This window comes from Neorhizobium puerariae (assembly GCF_042429745.1).
GTDB classification, from domain to species: Bacteria; Pseudomonadota; Alphaproteobacteria; order Rhizobiales; family Rhizobiaceae; genus Neorhizobium; species Neorhizobium puerariae.
This window is the reverse complement of record NZ_JBHMAA010000008.1, coordinates 433,375-453,956: the sequence shown is the minus strand read 5'-3', so window position 1 is coordinate 453,956 and position 20,582 is coordinate 433,375. Positions and strand designations below refer to the sequence as shown.

Annotated in this window: 21 protein-coding genes and 2 pseudogenes; 12 read left to right on the top strand and 11 right to left on the bottom strand. The window is 62.0% G+C overall.

The window, feature by feature from the left end; genetic code table 11:
• Positions 1-68: 68 nt before the first annotated feature.
• The 8 genes from ACFFP0_RS07485 to ACFFP0_RS07450 all read left to right on the top strand — a co-directional run bounded on the left by ACFFP0_RS07485 (position 69) and on the right by ACFFP0_RS07450 (position 7,421).
• Positions 69-569, top strand: coding sequence for an RrF2 family transcriptional regulator (locus ACFFP0_RS07485; protein ID WP_377258334.1), 501 nt, complete (start codon positions 69-71; stop codon positions 567-569).
• A gap of 175 nt (positions 570-744) precedes the next feature.
• The gene (locus ACFFP0_RS07480) at positions 745-1,230 is read left to right on the top strand and encodes a hypothetical protein (RefSeq protein ID WP_377258331.1); all 486 of its coding nucleotides are present in this window, start codon (positions 745-747) and stop codon (positions 1,228-1,230) included.
• Positions 1,231-1,771: 541 nt separating this feature from the next.
• A complete protein-coding gene (locus ACFFP0_RS07475; protein ID WP_377258328.1) occupies positions 1,772-3,394 on the top strand; it encodes an FAD-dependent oxidoreductase in 1,623 nt (540 codons plus the stop codon).
• Positions 3,391-3,714, top strand: a complete 324-nt coding sequence (locus ACFFP0_RS07470) for a 4Fe-4S binding protein (protein WP_377258325.1) — start codon at positions 3,391-3,393, stop codon at positions 3,712-3,714. The genes ACFFP0_RS07475 and ACFFP0_RS07470 overlap by 4 nt, the downstream gene beginning before the upstream one ends.
• Positions 3,715-3,774: 60 nt before the next feature.
• Positions 3,775-4,842: an ABC transporter substrate-binding protein gene (locus tag ACFFP0_RS07465; RefSeq protein WP_377258322.1), complete on the top strand. Its 1,068-nt coding sequence runs from the start codon at positions 3,775-3,777 to the stop codon at positions 4,840-4,842.
• Positions 4,843-4,964: 122 nt separating this feature from the next.
• The gene (locus ACFFP0_RS07460; protein ID WP_377258319.1) at positions 4,965-5,834 is read left to right on the top strand and encodes an ABC transporter permease; all 870 of its coding nucleotides are present in this window, start codon (positions 4,965-4,967) and stop codon (positions 5,832-5,834) included.
• 10 nt (positions 5,835-5,844) lie between these two features.
• The gene (locus ACFFP0_RS07455) at positions 5,845-6,642 is read left to right on the top strand and encodes an ABC transporter permease (protein ID WP_377258316.1); all 798 of its coding nucleotides are present in this window, start codon (positions 5,845-5,847) and stop codon (positions 6,640-6,642) included.
• On the top strand, positions 6,627-7,421 hold the full coding sequence (locus tag ACFFP0_RS07450) for an ABC transporter ATP-binding protein (protein ID WP_377258313.1): 795 nt from the start codon (positions 6,627-6,629) through the stop codon (positions 7,419-7,421). Before ACFFP0_RS07455 ends, ACFFP0_RS07450 begins: the two co-directional genes overlap by 16 nt.
• A 175-nt stretch (positions 7,422-7,596) precedes the next feature.
• On the opposite strand, the gene ACFFP0_RS07445 is transcribed toward ACFFP0_RS07450, so the two are convergent.
• The 8 genes from ACFFP0_RS07445 to ACFFP0_RS07410 all read right to left on the bottom strand — a co-directional run bounded on the left by ACFFP0_RS07445 (position 7,597) and on the right by ACFFP0_RS07410 (position 14,309).
• The gene (locus ACFFP0_RS07445; RefSeq protein WP_377258310.1) at positions 7,597-8,124 is read right to left on the bottom strand and encodes a flavin reductase family protein; all 528 of its coding nucleotides are present in this window, start codon (positions 8,122-8,124) and stop codon (positions 7,597-7,599) included.
• Entirely contained in the window at positions 8,121-8,828 is a 708-nt protein-coding gene (locus ACFFP0_RS07440) for a GntR family transcriptional regulator (RefSeq protein ID WP_377258307.1), read from the bottom strand. Before ACFFP0_RS07440 ends, ACFFP0_RS07445 begins: the two co-directional genes overlap by 4 nt.
• 17 nt (positions 8,829-8,845) lie before the next feature.
• Entirely contained in the window at positions 8,846-9,640 is a 795-nt protein-coding gene (locus ACFFP0_RS07435) for an ABC transporter permease (protein ID WP_377258304.1), read from the bottom strand.
• A gap of 10 nt (positions 9,641-9,650) precedes the next feature.
• Positions 9,651-10,541 (bottom strand): ABC transporter permease, encoded by an 891-nt coding sequence (locus ACFFP0_RS07430; RefSeq protein ID WP_377258301.1) that lies wholly within the window; start codon positions 10,539-10,541, stop codon positions 9,651-9,653.
• Between the two features lie 14 nt (positions 10,542-10,555).
• A complete protein-coding gene (locus ACFFP0_RS07425) occupies positions 10,556-11,596 on the bottom strand; it encodes an ABC transporter substrate-binding protein (protein ID WP_377258298.1) in 1,041 nt (346 codons plus the stop codon).
• Positions 11,597-11,652: 56 nt separating this feature from the next.
• A complete protein-coding gene (locus tag ACFFP0_RS07420) occupies positions 11,653-12,765 on the bottom strand; it encodes an ABC transporter ATP-binding protein (RefSeq protein WP_377258295.1) in 1,113 nt (370 codons plus the stop codon).
• Between the two features lie 3 nt (positions 12,766-12,768).
• Positions 12,769-14,028, bottom strand: a complete 1,260-nt coding sequence (locus ACFFP0_RS07415; RefSeq protein WP_377258292.1) for an acyl-CoA dehydrogenase family protein — start codon at positions 14,026-14,028, stop codon at positions 12,769-12,771.
• Positions 14,029-14,141: 113 nt separating this feature from the next.
• Positions 14,142-14,309: a hypothetical protein gene (locus ACFFP0_RS07410; RefSeq protein WP_377258289.1), complete on the bottom strand. Its 168-nt coding sequence runs from the start codon at positions 14,307-14,309 to the stop codon at positions 14,142-14,144.
• On the opposite strand from ACFFP0_RS07410, the gene ACFFP0_RS07405 reads away from it, so the two are divergent.
• The 4 genes from ACFFP0_RS07405 to ACFFP0_RS07390 are packed head-to-tail and all read left to right on the top strand — an operon-like array spanning position 14,308 to position 18,338.
• Positions 14,308-15,417 (top strand): M24 family metallopeptidase, encoded by a 1,110-nt coding sequence (locus ACFFP0_RS07405; protein ID WP_377258286.1) that lies wholly within the window; start codon positions 14,308-14,310, stop codon positions 15,415-15,417. The two genes, ACFFP0_RS07410 and ACFFP0_RS07405, sit on opposite strands and share 2 nt — an antisense overlap.
• The gene (locus ACFFP0_RS07400; RefSeq protein WP_377258283.1) at positions 15,414-16,556 is read left to right on the top strand and encodes a M24 family metallopeptidase; all 1,143 of its coding nucleotides are present in this window, start codon (positions 15,414-15,416) and stop codon (positions 16,554-16,556) included. Before ACFFP0_RS07405 ends, ACFFP0_RS07400 begins: the two co-directional genes overlap by 4 nt.
• A gap of 25 nt (positions 16,557-16,581) precedes the next feature.
• Positions 16,582-17,007, top strand: a complete 426-nt coding sequence (locus tag ACFFP0_RS07395) for an ester cyclase (RefSeq protein ID WP_377258280.1) — start codon at positions 16,582-16,584, stop codon at positions 17,005-17,007.
• Positions 17,004-18,338, top strand: a complete 1,335-nt coding sequence (locus ACFFP0_RS07390; protein WP_377258277.1) for a M20/M25/M40 family metallo-hydrolase — start codon at positions 17,004-17,006, stop codon at positions 18,336-18,338. The genes ACFFP0_RS07395 and ACFFP0_RS07390 overlap by 4 nt, the downstream gene beginning before the upstream one ends.
• Before the next feature lie 51 nt (positions 18,339-18,389).
• On the opposite strand, the pseudogene ACFFP0_RS07385 reads toward ACFFP0_RS07390, so the two are convergent.
• From ACFFP0_RS07385 to eglC, 3 genes and pseudogenes are all read right to left on the bottom strand, one after another.
• Positions 18,390-18,613, bottom strand: a pseudogene (locus ACFFP0_RS07385) (transposase); the annotation flags it as partial.
• Between the two features lie 112 nt (positions 18,614-18,725).
• Positions 18,726-18,812, bottom strand: a pseudogene (locus ACFFP0_RS07380) (hypothetical protein); the annotation flags it as partial.
• Positions 18,813-18,984: 172 nt separating this feature from the next.
• The gene (eglC, locus tag ACFFP0_RS07375) at positions 18,985-20,421 is read right to left on the bottom strand and encodes an endo-1,3-1,4-beta-glycanase EglC (RefSeq protein WP_377258274.1); all 1,437 of its coding nucleotides are present in this window, start codon (positions 20,419-20,421) and stop codon (positions 18,985-18,987) included.
• Between the last annotated feature and the right edge of the window lie 161 nt (positions 20,422-20,582).

Below are 20,582 nucleotides of genomic sequence, written 5' to 3'. Positions count from 1 at the left end.
CGGTAAGAACTATAAATCTTGGCGAAGTGAAGCGCCGACCTACGAGTGCGGCGACCAGAAAGGTGCATGTGCGAATTACAGCGAAAACCGACTATGCGCTACGCGCTTTGATCGAACTGTCCAAGAGCTGGCCGGACCCTCTCGGTTCGGAAGAAATTGCCGCTGCCCAGCAGATCCCTCACAAATATCTTGAGGCTATTCTCGCGGAGTTGCGCAGAACCGGATTCGTGATCTCCCAAAGGGGGCCGGGAGGCGGCCACTCCCTGCGCGGAAGTCCCAGCGAGATTTCCATCGCGGACGTCATCCGGGCTGTAAACGGGCCGCTGACGACCATCCGGGGCGAGTGCCCCGAAGACGTCGAGTACGAGGCGGCAGAAGCATTGCAGTTGCTCTGGATTGCACTTCGGGTATCAATCCGGTCGGTGCTCGAGGAAGTGTCATTGGCCGATGTCGCCACCAGGAACCTGCCGCCAGCGATAGCCGAACTCACGGAGTCTCCCGAAGCCTGGATAACCCATTGGTATCAACCGGGAAGACCGTCGGCCAAACGCCAGGAAGCCGGTTCGTGATTTCATGCGGAGCGGGCTGTTCCCAGAACGTCATTTCCCAATAGCCGTGCCGGCAGGTCATGTCGGAACATTCCAACGGATCACATGGATCGTGATAGATTGATATCTGAACGGGTTTCGACGTCGGTTACTGCTTCTCGCAGTGTGGTGGCAGCCTATGTCAAAGGAGTAATAAATGTCGCTTGTTTTGGCTTGGTCCAATACGTACACGATCGCTTCCGAGACTGAAGCCATTATCCAGTATGCGCTTTTTCGCCTCGAACTTGATGGTCATACGACCGCCATCCTTGATCCGGACGCTGATGACGAAGCATACCTTGTGAGTGAGGCCGATGCTGTTGTCGTGCTCGCAGATGCCCTGGAAGGCGGGTGGCAGGACGAGCGGCTGAACCTCGTTCCTTCCACCGCGCCCGTGCTTTTGCTTTCCACGGAAAATCCTCCTCCGGGGAAGTTAAATGAGATTGTCGATCATCCGACTGTCTTCGCGAAGATCGATCTCGAAGACCTGAGTATCAACGAGTGCGGGGCGTCGTTTACGGGCAAAACCGAGCTGGAACTCCGTAACGCGATCCGTCAGCTGGCCTCACTCTTGCAGAGAACTCCCTTCCAGGGAGATATTGCTGACCTTCGAGAAAGGCGAGCACCTCGGTTGTCGCCTTGACCGAAAGATTTGGCGGCGTTGCCGTGGCGCGCCGCCGGCGGTGACATCAAGGATGCCGGAGACCGCCGGCAGCCTGCACGTAGTTGCTCCGCGATGGTTACCCGCTCCCCATGGATCATCTTGAGCAGTGCGGCTCATCGGCCGCTCTCGGCCGGTCCTTCGGCACTTTGGCGCCATCCACCAGTACGAAATGCCCCCGATGGGGCAGCGTCAAGATCTCGCAATGATCGTTTCCAAGGGTCGGATGGCCAGCCGGGCGTCGCAGGCTTGCGGGCTTCCCGATGACAGCGACCACCTGCCCTTTCTTTCCTGTCCAACACGTCGGCGATGAGCCGCAAGCCGAGCCCGTTCTTCCGCGATATCGATCGCAGGGAGTAGCATTTTTCCTGGGAGCTCCAAAAGCGATTGGATCAATTCCTTTAGTCTACAATTTTAGTAGATAATATGAATTCGACCGGCGCGCCGTTTTCGGAACATGGCAGCCGCCTGATGTCGGGGAATTAACATTGGGCAATTTCCGCCCTGCCAGGAGAGAACAACCATGGTGATCCCATCCACGGCTGCGAGCATCGCAGCACCTTCCGCCTCGCTCGAATTCGATGCCGACGTGCTTGTTATCGGCGGTGGTCCCGCCGGTACGTGGGCGGCGATCGCGGCCGCAGGCAAAGGCGCCAAGGTCGTGCTCGTCGACAAGGGGTTCTGTGGCTCCTCCGGCGCGACGGCGCCTTCGGGCACGGGTGTCTGGTATGTGCCGCCGGACCCGGCAAAGCGCGCCGAGGCGATGAACAGCCGCTGGGACCTCGGCGGGCGGCTTGCCGATCCGGCCTGGATGCGTCGCACGCTCGACCGGACCTATGAGAACGTCAACCATCTGGCTGAATGGGGCTATCCCTTCAGCGACGATGAAAACGGCAGGCCGATCCGCAGGAGTCTCGACGGCCCCGACTACATGCGACTGATGCGCAAGCGCACCAAGGCGGCGGGAGTGAAGATCCTTGACCACAGCCCGGCGCTTGAACTCTTGCGCGACGAGAGCGGGGCGGTCGCGGGTGCTGCCGGCATCCGCCGCCAGAAGGGCGATACCTGGCTCGTGCGGGCGGGCGCCGTGGTGATCGCCACCGGCGGCTGCGCTTTCCTCAGCAAGGCGCTCGGTTGCAATGTGCTCACCGGCGATGGCATGCTTTTCGCCGCGGAACTTGGCGCCGAGCTTTCCGGCATGGAGTTCTCGACAGCTTATGCCATGGCGCTCGAAGGTGGCTCGGTCACCAAGACGCGCTTTTACGATTGGGCATCCTTCACGTTCGAGGACGGCACGCCAATCCCCGGTGCCGCCTCCAAGGGAGGGCGCTCGGTGATCGCTCGCGTGCTCCAGACGCAGCGCGTTTTCGCCCAGCTCGACAAGGCGGATGCAGAGACCGAACAGGCCATGCGCTACGCGCAGCCGAATTTCTTCTTGCCGCTCGACCGCATCGGCATCGATCCATTCAAGCAGCGTTTCCCCGTGACCTTGCTGCTCGAAGGCACGGTGCGGGGCACCGGCGGCTTGAGAATTGTAGACAACGGCTGTGCCACGACCGTTCCGGGGCTATATGCCGCCGGCGATGCGGCAACCCGCGAACTGATCTGCGGCGCCTTTACCGGTGGCGGCAGCCACAATGCGGCCTGGGCCATGTCCTCCGGTTTCTGGGCCGGGAATTCGGCCGGCGACTATGGCCAGCACTATCGCGGCAGAAACCGCCGTTATGTGCGGGCCGGAGGTGTCGGCGTCGCTGACGGATCGGGCCGGGCGGTTGACGCCGCGTCATTGACCCATGCGGTGCGGGAGGAGGTTCTCCCCTATGACCGGAACTATCTGCGGACAGGCGAACGGCTTGTCGATTCGCTTGGTCGCCTGGATGGGCTGTGGTCCGGGGTCCGCACCGCGCAGGCGGCATCGATTGGGGACGCGCAGCGTACCCGTGAAAGCGTCGCCATGCTGGCCACGTCTCGGTGGATGTACCGGAGCGCACTGTCGCGCACCGAAACCCGCGGCATGCACAAGCGCGAGGATTTCCCGAAGAAGGACGACAGCCAGCTTCACTACACGACGACTGGCGGTCTGGACGAAATCTGGATTGGCAAGCAGCGCGCTCCGTCGCCGGAGCTGGAGGTTCTGGCGGCATGATCGAGGTCATCAGTGAGAATCGTTGCACGGGCTGTAACATCTGCGTCAATGTCTGTCCGACCAATGTCTTCGAGGCGGTTCCCGATGGCATCCCGGTGATTGCCCGCCAGGACGATTGCCAGACCTGCTTCATGTGCGAGGTGTATTGTCCGGATGACGCGCTCTACGTGGCGCCGCAGGCCACCGAACTGACCGGCGTCACCGTCGCCGAACTTGAGGCACGGGATGTCTTCGGCAGCTATCGCAAGTCGATCGGCTGGGTCCGGGGCGGCAGGCCTCGCCCGACCCACGAAGTCATGAAACGTCTCGAACATCATTGATGACCGAACCGGCCGCCGGTCGGCGGCCCCACCCAGACAGCTTTCAACAGGATCTTGGCCATGCAAACGACACGCAGGTCTTTTTTGGGATTGGCTGCGACAGTTGCCGCGTTTCCCACCACATTCTCCATCGTCCGGGCGCAAACCAAGCCGGATGTCATCCGGCTCGCAGGGCCGGGCAATGCCGCGGGCCGGCCCTATGGCAACGGCTCGGTCGGCATCCTGCGCGGGCTTGAGCTGCTTGAGGAGGAGTTCGAGCCCGATGGCATCCGCATCGAATGGCAGTTCCCACGCGGCACCGGCCCCGCGATCAATGAGGCCTTCGCCAACCGCCAGCTCGAGTTCGCGAGCTACGGTGGTTTGCCAAACATCGTCGGCCGCGGCGCCGGCGTACGCACCACGGTGCTCGCCGCCTCGGGCATATCGCCGACCTATGTCGGTGTGCGCCCCGCCGCCGGAATCAAAACGCTCGCCGATCTCAAGGGCAAGAAGGTCGCCTTCCAGCGCGGCACGATCTTCGAACTCTCGCTCTCTCTCATCCTGGCGGGGGTGGGTCTTAAGAACGGGGACGTCCAGCTCTTCGATCTTCAGGGCGCCGATCAGGTGGCGGCAATCCAATCTGGTGACGTGGATGTGCTGCTCGGCCAGGGCAATCAGGTGTTGGCGCTGGTGAAGAGCGGGCTCGTCGAGATCCTGTACAGCACCAAAGGCCCTGCTCCTGGCTCAACCTTCGGCTCTTTCACCGTGCTCGACAGCTTCGCCAAAGAAAACCCTGAGATCGTCGCACGGGTCCTTCGCAACTACGTCAAGGCCTCGCATTTCGCAAGCCTCGATGAAAATCGGAACAAGCTCTACGACATCTGGGCGCTCACCGGTTCCCCTCGTGAGAGCTATGTGACGGACTATGCAGATGATAACCTTCGCGATCGCAACAGCCCCCTGCTCGATGGTTTCTACCGCGCGAACATCAAGGCCGGGCTCGACTTCACGCTGGAGCAGAAGCTGGTGCGCAAGCCGTTCGACGTCGACGAGTGGATCGAGGACAGCCTGCTGACCAAAACGCTCGCCGATCTCGGCCATCAAACCTTCTGGACCCCGCGCGGGGCCGATGGCAAGGCTCCGGCCTGAGGAAGAGAATGTCCGGACGCCGCGCAGCGGAAGCGGCAACGCGGGCCGGTTCTGATCGGCCGGATACCTTCGCCCTGCTCCCTCGCTTCGGGCCGACGGACCGGCCATAGGAAGGAACGATCATGTCCGATGTAACTTTCAAAAGCTCGGCAGCAATTGCCGGTATTCCCTTCGACCGAGCGGCGGACCGGAGGCTGCGGGGCATCGTTCCCGCGGCACCTCGCCCGCCGGGCTGGGCGGGCAAGGTGGTGCTCGGATTGACGGTGCCGCTGGCGCTTCTCGCCCTCTGGTCCTATGCCGTTCACCAGGAGTGGCTGGCGGAACAGATCCTGCCGGACCCGCGGCTGGTTTACGAGACCACGCTCGACCTTTTGCTGACCGGCCAGTTGCCGAGCGAGCTTGCCGTCAGCCTCGGCCGCGTCGCGGCAGGGCTTGTGATCGGAGGCGGGCTCGGCCTCTTCTTTGGACTGGCCTTCGGTCTCGTCCGGCCGCTCGACGTCTATGTCGCCCCGACCGTCCGGGCGATCTGCCTCGTGCCGTCGCTTGGCTGGCTGCCGTTCTTCATGCTGCTCTTCGGCATCGGCGAGGCGCTGAAGATCATCCTCATCGCCAAGACCTGCTTCCTGCCCCTGATGGTCGGCGCCTACGAAGGCATCCGTTCCCGCCCCCGCAAATACGACGACGTGGCGCGGGCACTCGAACTGCCGTGGCTGGCGAGGGTCCGTCTCGTCGTCTGGCCCTCCATTCTGCCCGCCGTCCTCACCGGTGTCCGCCAGGCGTTGAGCCGCGGCTGGAAGGTGCTGATCCTGGTGGAAATGATCTCGTCGGCGGCAGGCCTCGGCTACCTGACGATGTGGGGTCGCAAGGCCTTCCAGCTCGACGTCGTCTTCGCCACCATGATCGTCATCGGCCTTGTCGGCTGGGCGCTCGATTTTGCCCTGGCGAAATTCCAGCATCGCGTGACTGGCTGGTCGTTCAAATCCGCAGCGTAAGGATTGGCAGATGACCACCTCTTCCGACCCCATTTCCCGATCCGGCCTGATCTGGCGGGCGCTTGTCCTGCCGGTCGGGCTGATCGTCCTCTGGGCATTGTTCGATGCCTTTGGCATGCTGAACAGCAACATCCTCGTCTCGCCTGCAAAGGTGATCGCCAGCGCCTACGAGGGCTTTGCCGACGGTTCCATTCCCGGCGCAACCCTCGCGACGTTGCTCAGGGCTCTGACCGGCTGGGCGATCGGTGCATCGATCGGGCTTGCGTTCGGCGCGATGATCGGGCTTTCCGGCATCGCCCGCGGACTCTTCGATCCGTCGATCGCGAGCCTGCGCCAGATCGCGCTGTTTGCCTGGATTCCGTTGCTCAGCGCCTGGTTCGGCAATGGCGAAGTGATGAAGGTCATGCTGATTTCACTCGGCGCCTTCTTTCCGATGGCGCTTGGCGCTCAAGCAGGCTGTCAGAACGTGCCGGCACCCTTCCGCGAAGTCGGCCGGGTCCTTGAACTCGACCGCCGCGCGACGCTGACGAAGATCATTCTTCCGGCTGCCGTGCCCTCGATCCTCGCCGGCCTTGAACTGTCGCTGAACATTGCCTGGCTCGGTACGTTCGGTGCCGAATATCTGATCGGGACAGGCTATATCAACGGCATGGGCGATGGCCTCGGCGCGTATCTCGCCGCCGCGCGGGAATATGCCCGCATGGACCAGGTCCTGCTCGGCGTTCTGTTCCTCGCGCTCATCGGGATCGGTCTTGACCGGCTCGTCATCGGATTTTCAAGGAGGCTCATACCATGGCGGACAGCCTGACCCTTTCCCCCACAAGAACCCTTGATGCAGGTTCCGTGCGGATTGCGGACGTCTCGAAGACGTTCCGCCTCGAGGAGCGCACGGTCCATGCCTTGGACAAGGTCTCACTGGCGATCGAATCCGGCGAATTCATCAGCATTGTCGGCCCGAGCGGCTGCGGCAAGTCGACGTTGCTACGCTTCCTGGCCGGTCTGGACGGGCCGGACAGCGGACGCATCACCGTGGATGGGGAAATGATCGATCGGCCGAGCCTGAAGCGCGGCATCGTCTTCCAGGACCACCGGTTGCTGCCCTGGCTCAGCGTTGAAAGGAACATCGCGCTGAGCCTCCACAGCGTGGCCGGTTCCGAAACCGAAAAGCGTGAGCGGGTGCAATATCTTATCGACCTTGTCGGCCTCACGGGTTTCGAGAAGGCCCTGCCGCACGAGCTTTCCGGTGGCATGTCGCAGCGCGCGGCGATCGCCCGCGGGCTTGCACCCCGCCCGCCGCTGCTGCTGCTCGACGAACCGCTCGGCGCGCTGGATTCCCTGACCCGCAGCCATCTGCAGGACGAGCTCCTGGCGATCTGGGAACGCGAGAAAAGTACCGTCGTCATGGTGACCCACGATGTCGAGGAAGCGATCTACCTTTCGGACCGGGTCGTGGTGATGGAACCTCGCCCGGGCCGCATCGCGCGGATTTTCGACATCTCAAGCACTCGGCCACGCCATCGCGACGATGCCGACTTCGTTACCGTTCGCCGCGAGATCACCGATCTGCTCGCACATCGAAAAAACTGAGGAGGCTTGCAGAGGAGTGCGCTCGATAGTGACCGAAGGGAGGCGCGTGACGCCCCGCCGGAAGCGATAAGTGCCTGTCTAAAGTCTTGATAGGAATCGAATCGCCGCTTTCTGAGCGGGCGAGGCTGCCCAAAAATGCCTGAAGAAACGCATGACGTGCACCGGTGAACAGTCGTCACCCAATTGAAGCAGTCAAATACCGACCTTGCCCGTAAAGAAGCGGTCGGGCCTGATCATGCACCATCGCCTCGCGGATTTCCCCATAGAAAATGGAATGGCTGCCAAACTCCGTTACGTCGGCCAGTTCGCAGACGAGCACGGCAAGAGCCCCCCTCAGGCAAGGCAGGCCGTTGGGACCGGTTTCCCAGCGTTCGGGACTGAATTTTCCTTCGCCCTGCATGCCAAGGCGACCTGCGAGAAGATCGGCGTCTCCCTGCTGGCTCTCGTCGAGGTAGTTGACGGTGAAACGCCGGTTGTCGATGACGGCCTGGCGGGCGGTGGACTGGCGGTTGAGGCAGACGAGCAGAGAAGGTGGCGAATCCGAGAGCGAACAGACAGCTGTTACCGTGCAGCCGGCCCGGTTCCCGCACTCTCCGGTAGCGACGATCGCAACGGAAGACACCGGATTGCGCATGATCGCTCTGAAGCGGACTGCGTCAACCGACGCGAAAGCGGGCTCTTCCCGGCTGGATGCAGCGATCATTCTTCCATCTCCCCGCTTTCGCCATCCGCCCCCAGATGAGCATTGGCAATCCTCAGCACCTCGTCGAAATGCTTGCGGATGATCCTTTCGGCATCCTCGGCATCTCTCTGAATGAGCGCGCTCGCCACTTCCAGGTGATGGATCTGTAGCTGCGCGCTTTCCGCAGCGGTCGGATGTATGCCGACCGCGGAGAACGAATATTCGTAGAATTCCTCGATAAGCTGCAGCAGCCGGGTGCTGCCCGACGCTCGCGCGATAGAGAGATGAAACGTGCGGTCATGTTCGGAACGCGTCTTGCCGTCGGCCGGCCCCAGACGGGCCGCCTCGCGACAACTGCGCAGGATCTGCGACAATTCCTCGTCCGACGCGTTTTCGCATGCAAGCCGGGCCGCAGCCCCCTCGAGAGCCTGGCGAATGACCAGAATCTCCCCGAGTTTCTTGTCGACTTCGGCGACAATCACACCGCCATTCACCTGCCTGAGGACGAGACCTTCGCTTTCGAGGCGCGATATGGCTTCGCGCACCGGCGTGCGGCTGACTGCGAGCCGGCTTGAGAGCTGAGTCTCCACCATACGCGTTCCAGCCGGAATGCTGCCTCGGAGGATCGCCCTGCGCAGCTCTCGATGGACGTGGAGCACGACGGGTTCCCTTTCCACTGCCGTGAGCTCGGCACCAATATCGCCGTTCTTGGTCGTTTCCGTCATGGGGCCGTCACTCTTTCTCACAGAGGCCGCGTCGATCTTCGTTGGGCCAGCGCTACGAGCCAGAGCCCAAGAACAGACACCACTGTCATGAAGGTCGATACGGCTGCAATGGTCGGGTCAATCGTTTGTTGTACATTTACCCAGATCTGTCGCGGAAGTGTAGGTTCGGTCAGCCGCGTCAGGAAAAGGCTCAGAATGATGTCATCGAAGGAGGCGACGAAGGCAAAGAGTCCTCCTCCGAGGATTGCCGGCCGCAGGTTCGGCAGCGTTATCAGCCAGACAGCCTTGAGGGGCGAGGCGCCCAGGCTGCGAGCGGCCCATTCCAGTCGCCGGTCGAAGCTGTAGAGCGACGCGGTCACGATCATGACGACATAGGGTATGGCGATGATGCTGTGGGCAACCACGAGCGCCGCGGGCGTGCCGAGGATGCGCAGGCGGACATAGAGGAAATAGAGGCCGACGGCGATGATGATCTTCGGCAGGATCAGCGGGCTCATCACCAGCATCCGCAACGCCGTCTTCCCGGCAAACCGGTAGCGCACCAGCGCCACGGAGATCGCAAAGCCGATGACCAGCGACAGGATCGCGGTCAGTCCTGCGACAAGGAAGCTGAGCCGCGTTGCCTGCATCCACATGGCATTGCCGAAATAGGCCTCGTACCAGCGCAACGAGAAACCCGGCGGCGGAAACTCCAGCATCTGGCTCGGTGTGAAGGATACCATCATGATGATGATGATCGGAGCGATCAGGATCGCAAGGACCGAGCAGGAGAAGATGCCGAGAGCCAGCCTGCCGAAAGATATATGGGTCACGTTCATATCCTCACTTGGCCCCGCCCCACAGGCGTTCGAAATCAAGGAAACGATTGGCCATGAGCTGCATGCCGCCGGTCACCAGAAGCAGGATGACGGAAAGCGATGCCGCGAATGTCCAGTCCATGGCCTCGTTGATCTGTATCGCGATCATCAGGGGAAGCGTCGTCTGGTCCGGACCGCCGAGCATGGCCGGCGTGATGTACATGCCGATCCCGAGCATGAAGACGATGTATGAGCCGGCCAGCACGCCGGGGCGCGTAAGCGGCAGGAAGACGTGCCGGAACGCCGCCATCGGGCTTGCCCCGAGATTGCGGGCGGCCAGGAGCAGGTTTCGGTCGATCCCGTTCATGACGCTGTAGAGGCTCAGGATCATGTAGGGCATCAGATAATATGCGAGCGCGAAGACGACTGCCGTATTCGTGCCGATGAAGGCCATGGGGCTGCCGATCAGCCCGAAATGAAGGAGCGCGGAATTGAGGATGCCCTGTCGCCCCAGGATGACGAGCCACGCATAGGTTCTGACGAGACCGCTGCTCCAGAACGGGATGAGCACGAAAGCCATCAGCATGACGACCCAGGTCCGGTTCATCGTCACCAGCCAGTAGGCGACGGCGTAGCCGCAGACGAGCGTGATCGCCAGCGTGAGAAGCCCGAGCAAGCCTGTATAGATCAGGACCTTCCAGTAGGCGGGCTCTTCCAGGAACATGCGGAAGCCGATCAGGGTAAAACCGCCGTCGTCGTGAACGGACTGCCAGAAGATGCGTATCAGCGGATAACCGAAGAACAGGGCATAGAAGACCAGTACCGGAATGATGAATACCGGAAACCGTCCCCCTGTGAGCCGTCCCGGCATGGGGGATACGGCCACGGAGGCGGCCGTATCGCTGGCTGGTGCCATTGCTCCCGTCATGCTCAGCGGACCCCGAGCCGGGCCCAGCCGCGGGCGATATCCTGACGGTGTTCGCCGAGCCATGCCGTATCGGCAACGCGGCCGAGCGCGGCCGTTGCAGGGTTGCCGGGCAGAAGCGGCGCGACGTCCTTGTCGATGAACTTGTAGGCATCCGTATTGATCGGGCCGTAGTTGGTCGGCTTGGCGAGCGCCGCCAGACGTTCAGGCTCGCAAACCCAGTTCAGGAACTTCCTTGCCGACTCGACATGGGGGGCGCCTTTCGGAATGACGAAGAAGTTCGGAAAGCGCAGATGCTGGTTCCAGTTGATGGCGACCGGCTTGCCGTCGGCAACCAGCGGCACCATGCGGCCATTGGGAATGACGATCATGTCGACCTCGCCATCGGCCAGGAACTGCACGACCTTTGCATAACCGTCCGAAAAGACCATGTTGCTGCCCAGTTCGGCAATCTTGTCGAACGTCTTGTCGATATCGAAAGGATAGAGCTTTGCCGGGTCTGAATTGAGGGCCATCGCCGCCTGCTCGACAGGCGGGCGCGTCGCGCCGATGGAGCCACGCTTGCCCGGAAAGGCCTGTACGTTCCAGAAATCCGCCCAGCTCTTGGGGCCTTGCGGATAGGTCTTTGTGTTGTAAGCCATGACCATCGCCCACTGGATCGTGGGGAAGGCATAGGGGTGGCGCATATCCTCGGGAATGCCGGCCTTGCAGCTTTCCGGAACGGCGCTCCAGTCGATCGCCTCGAGCAGGTTGTCCTTGCTCAGCGCATTCACGGAATCCGCCGACAGGTCGACCAGGTCCGCCTCGACATTGCCCGACTGGATCATCACCCGAAGATTGGCGAAGTTGTAACCCGCGGCCTCCGTGACCTTTACACCCGTGGCTTCGGCATAGGGCTTGAACCAGTACTTGCTCTGGTTCTCCTGATAGGTCCCACCCAGAGAGAGGATCGTCAGGTCTTCGGCAGCAGCGCCTGCTGCGGACAAAGCGAGGGTGAGGACCGCGCCGGCGGCCAATATCCTTTGGCGAAATTTTTTGCTGCTCATCGCATGCTCCCAGTTGTGGCGATCACGTTCGGCTATCGCCGTCAGCCGTTCCCTTTTTAAGACAGTAGTATCCGAGCATTCTGCGGCTCGAAGCCGACCCAGAGGGGCATGCCCGCTCCGATTTCAGCTCCCACACCCCTGTTCGGGCGACGGATCTTCAGTTTCTGGCCATCGGCCAGTTCCACGGTGTAGATGATGCTCTCACCGAGATAGAGTTGCGACACGAAGCGGCAGGCCATCGCATTGGCGATGCCATCCGCCGCCGTGACAAGCCTCAGACGTTCCGGCCGGACGAATACCGAGGCAGAAGCGTTGGAAGGTGCCGTCGGCTCGCCGGCCACGCGGCAAGTCTGGCCGGCGATTTCGATCAGGGTCGCGCCGTCCTCATGCGCGGCCACCCTGCCCTGCAGGAAATTGGATTCGCCGATGAAATTGGCCGTGAAGCGATTGGACGGCGTCTCATAGGTCTGCCGCGGCGAGGAATAACTCGCGATGCGCCCGTCTTCCATGACGGCGATATCGTCCGACATGGTCAACGCCTCTTCCTGATCGTGTGTGACGTAGACCACCGTCAGGCCGAGATCGGTCTGGATGCGCTTGATCTCTTCCTGCATCTGTAGGCGCAGACGCCGGTCGAGCGCGCCGAGCGGTTCGTCCATCAGCACTAGGGAGGGGCTGAAGACCAGCGCGCGGGCAAGCGCCACGCGCTGTTGCTGGCCACCGGAGAGCTGATGCGGATAGCGGGTGGAGAAATCCCCAAGACCGACCAGTCTCAGGAATTCCAATGAGCGATCCCGCGTTTCCGCTTTGTCGACGCCGCGCATCTTCAGTGCGAAGCCGACATTTTCGAGCACCGTCAGATGCGGAAACAGGGCATAGTTCTGAAAGACCATGCCGATGTCGCGCTTGTGGGCCGGGAGGGTCGTGACATCCCTGCCGTTGATGTGGATGGTGCCGCTCGTCGGCTCGACGAAACCCGCGATCATCATCAGCGTCGTGGTCTTGCCGGACCCCGACGCCCCGAGCAATGTCAGGAACCGGCCCGGCTCAAGTTCCAGATTGATGCTGCGCACGGCGGTCGAATGCCCGAAATCCTTGCGCAGCGCCTCCAACGAGAGGGACGCTCCCTGCACGCCCGGTTTTAGCGAAATGTCGGTCCGGCTCCCCATCCGTCAAACGGCCTCCGCCGCGACCTGCGGGCGCAGACCAAGCTCCGCCCAGGTGCGAGCAGCACCGGCATCGCCATATTTCTGCTTCGGCGCATAGTGGCCGTCGACCGTCGCGTCGGCGACGAGGCGGATAAGCTGGCTGTCGCGCGTATGCAGCGAAGCCGCGCGGATGTCGCGCCAGAACATCTCAAGCGGCATGGTATTCAGCAGACCGCGCGTGCCGATGATGTCGAAGGCCTTGGTCGCCACCGCCAGTGCCGTTTCACGCGCAGTATGGTGGGCACTGAGTGATGCAAGCGCCGCCTCTCCCCAGGTCTTGGCCTCCCAGAGGCGCGTCGCCAGCATGGCCGACCCCGCCGCCGCCTGGATCAAGGCAGCCATATGGCCGACTTCGACCATCAGTCCGTCTTCATTGCGCAGGAAGGGACGTTTGCGCAGCGTATCGAGCACGCAATCGAAAGCACCGCGCGCGCAGCCGATCAGGTGAAATGCCTGGGAGAGTTCCAGCGTATAGGGGTCCTTGCTGATGAAGTCGGCCGGTTCTCCAAGGACGTTCTTCCAGGGAATGAAGACATTCTTGAGCGTCGCGCTCCAGCTCACCGTACCGCGAAGGCCGATGATGTTGTCCCAGCCGTGCTCGCTGAACGCCAGCCCTTCGCTGCCGGCCTCGACGATCGACAGCGTCAGGCCGTCGCGGCTGGTCTCGGCGCCGGGCGCGATCGACCAGTAAAGCAGATACTTGGCGACAGGCCCGTTCGAGCAGAAATGCTTGGAGGCATTTGCCAGGAAGCCGCCCTCGACCGGCTCCATGCCCGCATGGAAGAAAAGACGCGTCTTCGTATCCTTGCTGGCGACGCTCTCCTGATGGTTCACCTCACTCCCGAGCGATCCCATCAGGGCGCCGTTCTTCGCCACGTCGCCGAGGATGCGCCGCTTCTGCTCCTCGTTGCCGAGACGCGCAACGGCGCCGCACTGGTGATAATGAATGATGAGATTCCAGCCCGTCGTGGAGCATGCCCGGGAAATTGCATCGGTCACGATGTAACACCCAAGATGGGCATTGCCGGCTTCCGGTGCCTCACCGCCATAGGCTTTCGGCGCGGCCAGCTTCAGCAGTCCGGCGTCGCGCAGGAGCGCAAAATTGTCCTCGGTGAAACGCGCGGCTTTGTCGAAGCTTTTGTCCGCAACCCTGATCCTTGCCGCCACCTCGTTGGCGACATCGAGCCATCGCTGCTGTTCACTCGTCAGATTCGTCCACATCATTTCCATTCCTTTGATGCCGCTTGGCATTTGATGATTGTCAGATTGGCGCATTCTGCATGCAGCAAGTCAATCCCTAAAATGCACAAATATCGTCTTTTTGCTGTTTTCGATTATTAATTAGACTTTTTCCCGCGATCTGGCATCAAATTCATCGATAATTCGGCAATTTCTGCATAAAATTTACTCATATACGTCATCAGATGATTTTTTAATGGCACCCACTTGCCAATCGTCAAGCCAGATGCCTTAATTACTGCATGCAGAAAATGCGGAGCGCTCATGTCTCATTGTCCTGCCGAACTCTTTTCACCCCTTGCCGGCTTCGCCAAGCTGCGGGCGTTCATGCGCGACGAAGCATTGGATGCGGTCGTTGTCGGCCCCAGCGCCAGCTTTCGGCAACTCCTTGGCCGCAATGCCAATCTGACGGAGAGAATGGTTGCCCTCCTGCTGACCGCGGACGACGCGGTCATCGTCGTTCCACGGCTCCAGCAACCCCTCTACCAGCACCTGCCGATCGAGCGGGCGATCTGGGATGAGCACGAAGACCCGACCGTCCTTGCATGCAGGATCTTGCGCGAACGCGGCTGTCGCACGATCGGCATCAACCGGGAATTCTGGTCCGGCTTCCTGATGCGGATGCAGGAGCATGCACCGGACATGATCTTCAAAGGGGCCGTGGCTCTCGATCTGATGCGGGCGATCAAGACGCCAGACGAAATCGCTGCACTTACTCGTGCAGCCCATCGGATCGACGAGGTGTGGGACCGGTTCCTCGACCAACATCCGATCCTGAGCGGCAGAACGGAGCTGGAGCTGCGTTCCGCCATCATGTCGCTGATGCAGGGCGCCGGCTTCAGTCATGTCGCCTGGGTCGACGTCGGCGCAGGTCCCAACGGTGCGTCATCCCTGCACCATGGCTCCGACTACGTGATCCGTCCGGGCGATGCGATCGTCTTCGACTTCGCCGGCGTGTTCGACGGGTGGTACGCGGATATCTGCCGCGTCGCCGCCGCCGGCACCCCGGAACAGGAATATCTCGATGCCTATTCCATTCTTATCGAGGCTCAGGAAGCGGCCTTCCAGGCGATCCGCCCGGGCGTGCCGGCCAGCGCGCCCGACGAGGCTGCACGCGCCATTCTGACCGCTGCCGGTTATGGAGACGCTTTCACTCACCGTGTCGGCCACGGCATCGGTCTCGACGCGCATGAAGAGCCCTATCTCGTACGCGGCAGCAACCTGCAGCTCGCCGTCGGAATGGTCATGTCGGACGAGCCCGGCATCTACCTTCCTGGTCGCTGGGGCATGCGCGTCGAAGACATCGTCGCCCTCACCGCGGATGGTCCCGTCCGCCTCAACCGCGCTTCCCGCTCCCTAGCAATTCGGAAATGATCCAGATGCAGCACCTGCCCTTCCCTCCTCCTTTTCCGGTAGAGGAATTCCAGTCACGTCTCGCGGCCCTGCGCGCCATCATGGCCGCCCGGCGCGTCGATCTCGTCGTCGTCGACCAGTTCGAGCACATGGTCTATTTCGGCGGGCATCTGCCGACCGCCGCCCTGTATCAGGCTCTTCTCGTTCCGCTGTCGGGTGAGCCGGTGGCGGTGATCCGGGCGCTTGATGCGCCGGTCTTTGTCGAGACGAGCTGGCTCTCGGATTGCGTGGCGATCGGCGACAGCGACAATCCGCTGAAGGTGGTTGCAGATACGATCATAGCCAAAGGGCATGGTGCTTCGACCGTCGGTCTCGAACGCGACAGCCACTTCCTGACCGTGAACCGGGCACTGGAACTGGAAACCCGGCTGCCGAATGCGAAGGTGGTCGATTTCTCCAGCGTCATGTGGGAGATGCGGCAGGTCAAATCGGCGCTTGAGCTGGCCTGCCTGCAGGTCGCGGCCGACATCTGCGACCGCGCGACGACCGCCGGTTTCGAAGCGGCCATGGCGGGAGTGAACGAAAGGGAGGTCTGTGCGGCCATTACCGCGGAGGCGCTACGCAGCGGCGCAGACAATACGCGCCTCGTGCTGATGGCTTCCGGTCCCCGCTCCGCTGCCCTGCACGGCGCACTCGGACATCGTACGCTGGCGGATGGCGATATCCTCCATGTGGAAATGGTGCCGCATTTCCGCGGCTATACCTCACGGATCATGCGTCCGAAATCGATTGGCGCACCGACCGACGAACAGCTGCATGCAGCCGATACGATGATCCGCGTCCAGGACGAGCAGTTCCACGCCATGAAACCCGGAGCGGATGCCAGCGAAATCGACCGGATATTGCGCGAGGGCATCCTTTCGGCGGGTCTGCGGGACAGCTATACGAACGTCACCGGCTATACGCTGGGCCTCGTCTTCATTCCACGGACAAGTGATTTTACGCGCGTTTTCCTGGCCGACAGCGACTGGCGCCTGGAAGAGAACCAGGTCTTCCACATGTATACCTGGGCCGCCGGCATGGCGTTCAGCGAAACCGTCGTCGTCACCCCGGAAGGCGGGCGGCGCCTGACGAAAATGGAGCGCAAGCTCTTCTCCTAGATTCCCGCAAGCGAAAGGACACGCCATGACCGCCGAAAGCAAGAAAGTCATCCATGACTATTATCGTCGTGTCTGGGAGGACGGCGACGTGAGCGCGATCCCGGCCCTGTTTGCACCCGGCTACGTCAACCATGCCGGGGCGCGCGGCACGTTGAAAGGCCCGGAAGGCATTCTCGCCAACTACCGTTCTCTCAAGGATGCGTTTCCGGACGTGGCCTTCACGCTCGACCTCGTCATCTCGGAAGGCAGCCGCGTTTGCGCCTATTATACGATGACCGGTACGCACAAGGGGACATTCATGAACATTGCGCCCACCGGCAACGCCGTTAAAGTGCCTGGCATCGGCATATATGAAGTGAGGAACGGCATGATCGTCGAAAGCTGGGTGGTTCGTGACTCCCTTGTGCTTTTGCGCCAGCTTGGAGCCGACGTGACCGCCAGGCCGGCATGAGGACAATACCCGAAGGTTTCCTCGCCGACTTCATGGCGCTCCTGGAAATCCCCGGCGTTGCCGCCTGGGAGCATTCCCGCTCGGATCTCGACCGGGCGGCGGAATGGCTGAGACAAAGGCTGGAGCAAGCCGGGCTGCATGCAAGACTGCTCACCGAATTGCCCTGCCCCGCTTATGTCTATGCGGAAACGGAGATGCGACCGGAGCGCCCGACGCTTCTGCTTTACGGCCATTACGACGTCCAGCCCGCGAACATGAGTGACGGCTGGACGTCCGACCCGTTTCGGCCGGAACTGCGGGATGCCCGCGTTTACGCCCGTGGCGCGACAGACCAGAAGATGAACCTGCTTCTGCCGATCTTCGCCCTTGCGGAAAGCGACCTCTCTGCTCTGCCGTGGAACATAAAGGTCTTTTACGAGGGAGAGGAGGAAATCCTCAGTCCCAATCTCGACAGGGCGCTTCACCGTTACAGGGATCTGCTGTGCTGCGACGCCGTCTTCAGTACCGACGGCTGGCAATCCGGCGCGGATCAGGGCGATCTGCGCCTCGGGTTGCGCGGCTTCTGCGGGCTGGACGTCACGGTGAAAGGGGCCGCGAAAGACCTGCATTCCGGCACCTTCGGCGGCGCGGTCCCCAATCCGGCGCAGGCGCTCGCCCGGGCGCTCTCATCTCTTCACGATGAAGACGGCCGCATCGCCGTGCCAGGCTTCATGGACGGCGCCGCAACTCCGACGGAAACGGAAAGGCGGGTCCTCCGCGAACAGCCATTCGACCGGACGGCTTGGCTGGCCCGGGCCGGATTGACGAACGCCGCTGTTTCGCCGGATCTGGTCATCGAGGAACAAACCGGCCTTTGCCCGACGATTGAGATCCATGCCCTCGACGCCGGGCACTATGCGGCGGGATTGCGCACCATCGTGCCGGCATCCGCCAGCGCCCGCCTGTCCTGCCGGCTGGTGCCGGGGCAGGAACCGGAGGCCATTGCCGTTTTATTGAAGGATTTTCTCGACCACACGATACCGGAACGCTTCGAGCGGCGGATCACCGTCCTGCCGGGCAAATCCAATCCCTATCGGGTAGCGCGCGACGACCCTTTCCAGCAGTTCGCCGCCGGCGTTCTTTCCACCGTGGATGGACGTCCGCCCCGCTATTCCTATTCCGGCGGCAGCATTCCGATGCCCGGTGCGATCGCCTCGACGCTTGGCGTCAGCACCATCATCTTCGGCTTCGGCCTGCCCGACGAGAATATGCATGGGATCGACGAGTTCTGCCGCCTCACGGATATCGAAAGAGGAATCGCGGCATGGAGGGTCCTGCTGCGTAGCCGCTGAACTCAGGCTAACTAAACTCTTGAACGAATCAGAACCGCGACCTTGCTGTTCCAGGGTGACGATCGTCCTTTCGGCCCTTGCCCGCAGCAGGACCTTGAGCTTTGCGAAGGCGTTTTCAATCGGATTGAAGTCGGGACTATAGGGCAGGAGGAACAACAGCGCCGCCCCTGGTGCCTCGATTGCGGCGCGAAGGCCTGCCGCCTTCTTGTGGGCCGGCAGGTTGTCCACGATGGCGACATCGCGGACGCGAGCGTGGGAACCAGCACCTGCTCGACATGGCCGGGAACACGCTGCCATCATGGCACCGTCGTGGACGAAGGGCGCCGTCAACTGGCCCGTTGGCACCGCGGCATCGAAGCCATCATTGACCAGATCCACGATACTGTCGTTGAAATCCAGGTCCAGCTCTATCTCCGGAAACGTCTCGCTGAACCTGGCGAAGGCGGGCAGGAGAAGCTGGCTGACCAGCGGCATGGTGATCCGCAACCTGCCGCGAGGCAGTTTCTTGCGGCTCGACACTTCGAGCTCGATACCTTCCAGCTCCGAAAAGATACGGCGGCAGCGTTCAAGCAGAAGTCCGCCTTGTCACGGGACGCGGTTCGCGCCCCGTGACCTTCGGCTTCAGGTCTCCCCGCTTGTCAGGAAGTCAGGCCAGCCATTCGCTGGTCGATTGCGTCGTTGACGCGGCCGTGGCAGGGATATCGTCGATGGAATAGGCACGGATATAGTCGATCTTCATTTCCGACCCGTTCTCCAGGCCGTCGACCGGATTGCCCGCGGTGCCGCCGACCGCCAGGTTCACCAGCATGTACATCGGATCGTGCATGTCCGCCGGCGTGTCCGCGCGGGCTATCGCCACGTCGTCGAAATACCAGACGATCTCGTCCTCCATCCACAGCATGCCGTAGGTGTGGAAGCCGTCCGTGCCCGGCACCTTCACGGCGGATGTCTGGGTCGTCCTTTCGCCGGTCGCGTTGGAATGCGCCGAAACATGGATCGTGTTCGGGTCCTGCCCGCGCATTTCCACCACGTCGAGTTCCGGCGGCCATGACCCATCCTCGGGCAACAGCCAGAAAGCCGGCCAGACGCCGGTCTCGGTCGGCATGTCGGCCCTGATCTCGAAATAACCGTAGGTCTGAGCGAAGGTGGAATAGGTATTGAGCAGGCCCGACGTGTAGTCGTAGCCGCCGACCTCGTCGCGGATCGCATCCGGCGTCGCCCCGGCGGTGATCGTCAGTACCCCGTTGTCGATCGAGAACGGGTTTGCCGAAGCGGTCGGCGCGTAGAGCGGGTTGACGTACCACTGCTTCTCGCCGTTGGTGGACAGCGAACTGCCGTTTTCGGGAGCCCACCAGAATTTCGCATCCCAGGTGCCGCTCGTGCCGTTGTGGAGCGAGAGGGAATTGAAATCGTCCGAGAAGGTCCGGGTCAGCACCGAGCGGTCGAGGCTTAGTTCGAACTGGTCGGCACCGATTTCGTCCGTCGCCGTATCGGCGAAGACAAGGCTTTCGCCGCCGCCGAGATCGAGCCGCAGGTTCGTCCCCTCCCGGGTGAGATGGCTGCGGACATCCTCGAAGGACGTGAAACCGTATCCGTTCAGGCGGATGGTATCGTCCGATCCGAAGTCGGTGATCAGGTCGCTGCCGTTGCCCCGGCTGACGATGAAGGTGTCGGCCCCGCCGCCGCCGGTCAGGACGTCATTGCCGGCGCCGCCGTCGAGCGTCTGCCGTCCCGACGCTCCGGAAATGATGTTGTCGGCACCGTTGCCGAATGCAAACCGGTCGTTGCCGGTCACCCTCAGGTTCTCGAAATTCTCGGGAAGGGTGTAGCTCATCCAGGTCTCTATCGTGTCCACCCCGGAACCCGAGGCTTCATAGGCCCTGTTGATGCTGGAATAGAGATAATAGATGTCGTCGCCGGTGCCGCCCTTCATCGTCACGTCGACGGAGCTGTCGCCCCAGATCGAATCATTGCCTGCGGTTCCCGTCAGCGTGGGTCCGGAACCGGTCGCGGAAAACCACGCCGTGGACGCGCCGCTGTGATACAGCGTGTCCCCAACGGCATTCAAAACGGTTTTGGTCATCAAAGCCTCTCCTGTTCAGGCTGTGAACCTCCCGATCTTCCCTCCTTCGATGCTCAATCCACGGACTGGACAGCGCTACTCCCTCGGCGGAAGTAGTGCGCAGCGCGCAGCCTGCCACCCCAAACGTCACGATCATGTGGAGAAGGCCGTCAGGCAGCCCC

Coding starts and splice junctions, on each gene's coding strand:
- ACFFP0_RS07480 (WP_377258331.1), top strand. CDS start 745: ATGTCGCTTGTTTTGGCTTGGTCCAATACGTACACGATCGCTTCCGAG.
- ACFFP0_RS07475 (WP_377258328.1), top strand. CDS start 1,772: ATGGTGATCCCATCCACGGCTGCGAGCATCGCAGCACCTTCCGCCTCG.
- ACFFP0_RS07470 (WP_377258325.1), top strand. CDS start 3,391: ATGATCGAGGTCATCAGTGAGAATCGTTGCACGGGCTGTAACATCTGC.
- ACFFP0_RS07465 (WP_377258322.1), top strand. CDS start 3,775: ATGCAAACGACACGCAGGTCTTTTTTGGGATTGGCTGCGACAGTTGCC.
- ACFFP0_RS07460 (WP_377258319.1), top strand. CDS start 4,965: ATGTCCGATGTAACTTTCAAAAGCTCGGCAGCAATTGCCGGTATTCCC.
- ACFFP0_RS07455 (WP_377258316.1), top strand. CDS start 5,845: ATGACCACCTCTTCCGACCCCATTTCCCGATCCGGCCTGATCTGGCGG.
- ACFFP0_RS07450 (WP_377258313.1), top strand. CDS start 6,627: ATGGCGGACAGCCTGACCCTTTCCCCCACAAGAACCCTTGATGCAGGT.
- ACFFP0_RS07445 (WP_377258310.1), bottom strand. CDS start 8,124: ATGATCGCTGCATCCAGCCGGGAAGAGCCCGCTTTCGCGTCGGTTGAC.
- ACFFP0_RS07440 (WP_377258307.1), bottom strand. CDS start 8,828: ATGACGGAAACGACCAAGAACGGCGATATTGGTGCCGAGCTCACGGCA.
- ACFFP0_RS07430 (WP_377258301.1), bottom strand. CDS start 10,541: ATGGCACCAGCCAGCGATACGGCCGCCTCCGTGGCCGTATCCCCCATG.
- ACFFP0_RS07425 (WP_377258298.1), bottom strand. CDS start 11,596: ATGAGCAGCAAAAAATTTCGCCAAAGGATATTGGCCGCCGGCGCGGTC.
- ACFFP0_RS07420 (WP_377258295.1), bottom strand. CDS start 12,765: ATGGGGAGCCGGACCGACATTTCGCTAAAACCGGGCGTGCAGGGAGCG.
- ACFFP0_RS07415 (WP_377258292.1), bottom strand. CDS start 14,028: ATGATGTGGACGAATCTGACGAGTGAACAGCAGCGATGGCTCGATGTC.
- ACFFP0_RS07405 (WP_377258286.1), top strand. CDS start 14,308: ATGTCTCATTGTCCTGCCGAACTCTTTTCACCCCTTGCCGGCTTCGCC.
- ACFFP0_RS07410 (WP_377258289.1), bottom strand. CDS start 14,309: ATGAGCGCTCCGCATTTTCTGCATGCAGTAATTAAGGCATCTGGCTTG.
- ACFFP0_RS07400 (WP_377258283.1), top strand. CDS start 15,414: ATGATCCAGATGCAGCACCTGCCCTTCCCTCCTCCTTTTCCGGTAGAG.
- ACFFP0_RS07395 (WP_377258280.1), top strand. CDS start 16,582: ATGACCGCCGAAAGCAAGAAAGTCATCCATGACTATTATCGTCGTGTC.
- ACFFP0_RS07390 (WP_377258277.1), top strand. CDS start 17,004: ATGAGGACAATACCCGAAGGTTTCCTCGCCGACTTCATGGCGCTCCTG.
- eglC (WP_377258274.1), bottom strand. CDS start 20,421: ATGACCAAAACCGTTTTGAATGCCGTTGGGGACACGCTGTATCACAGC.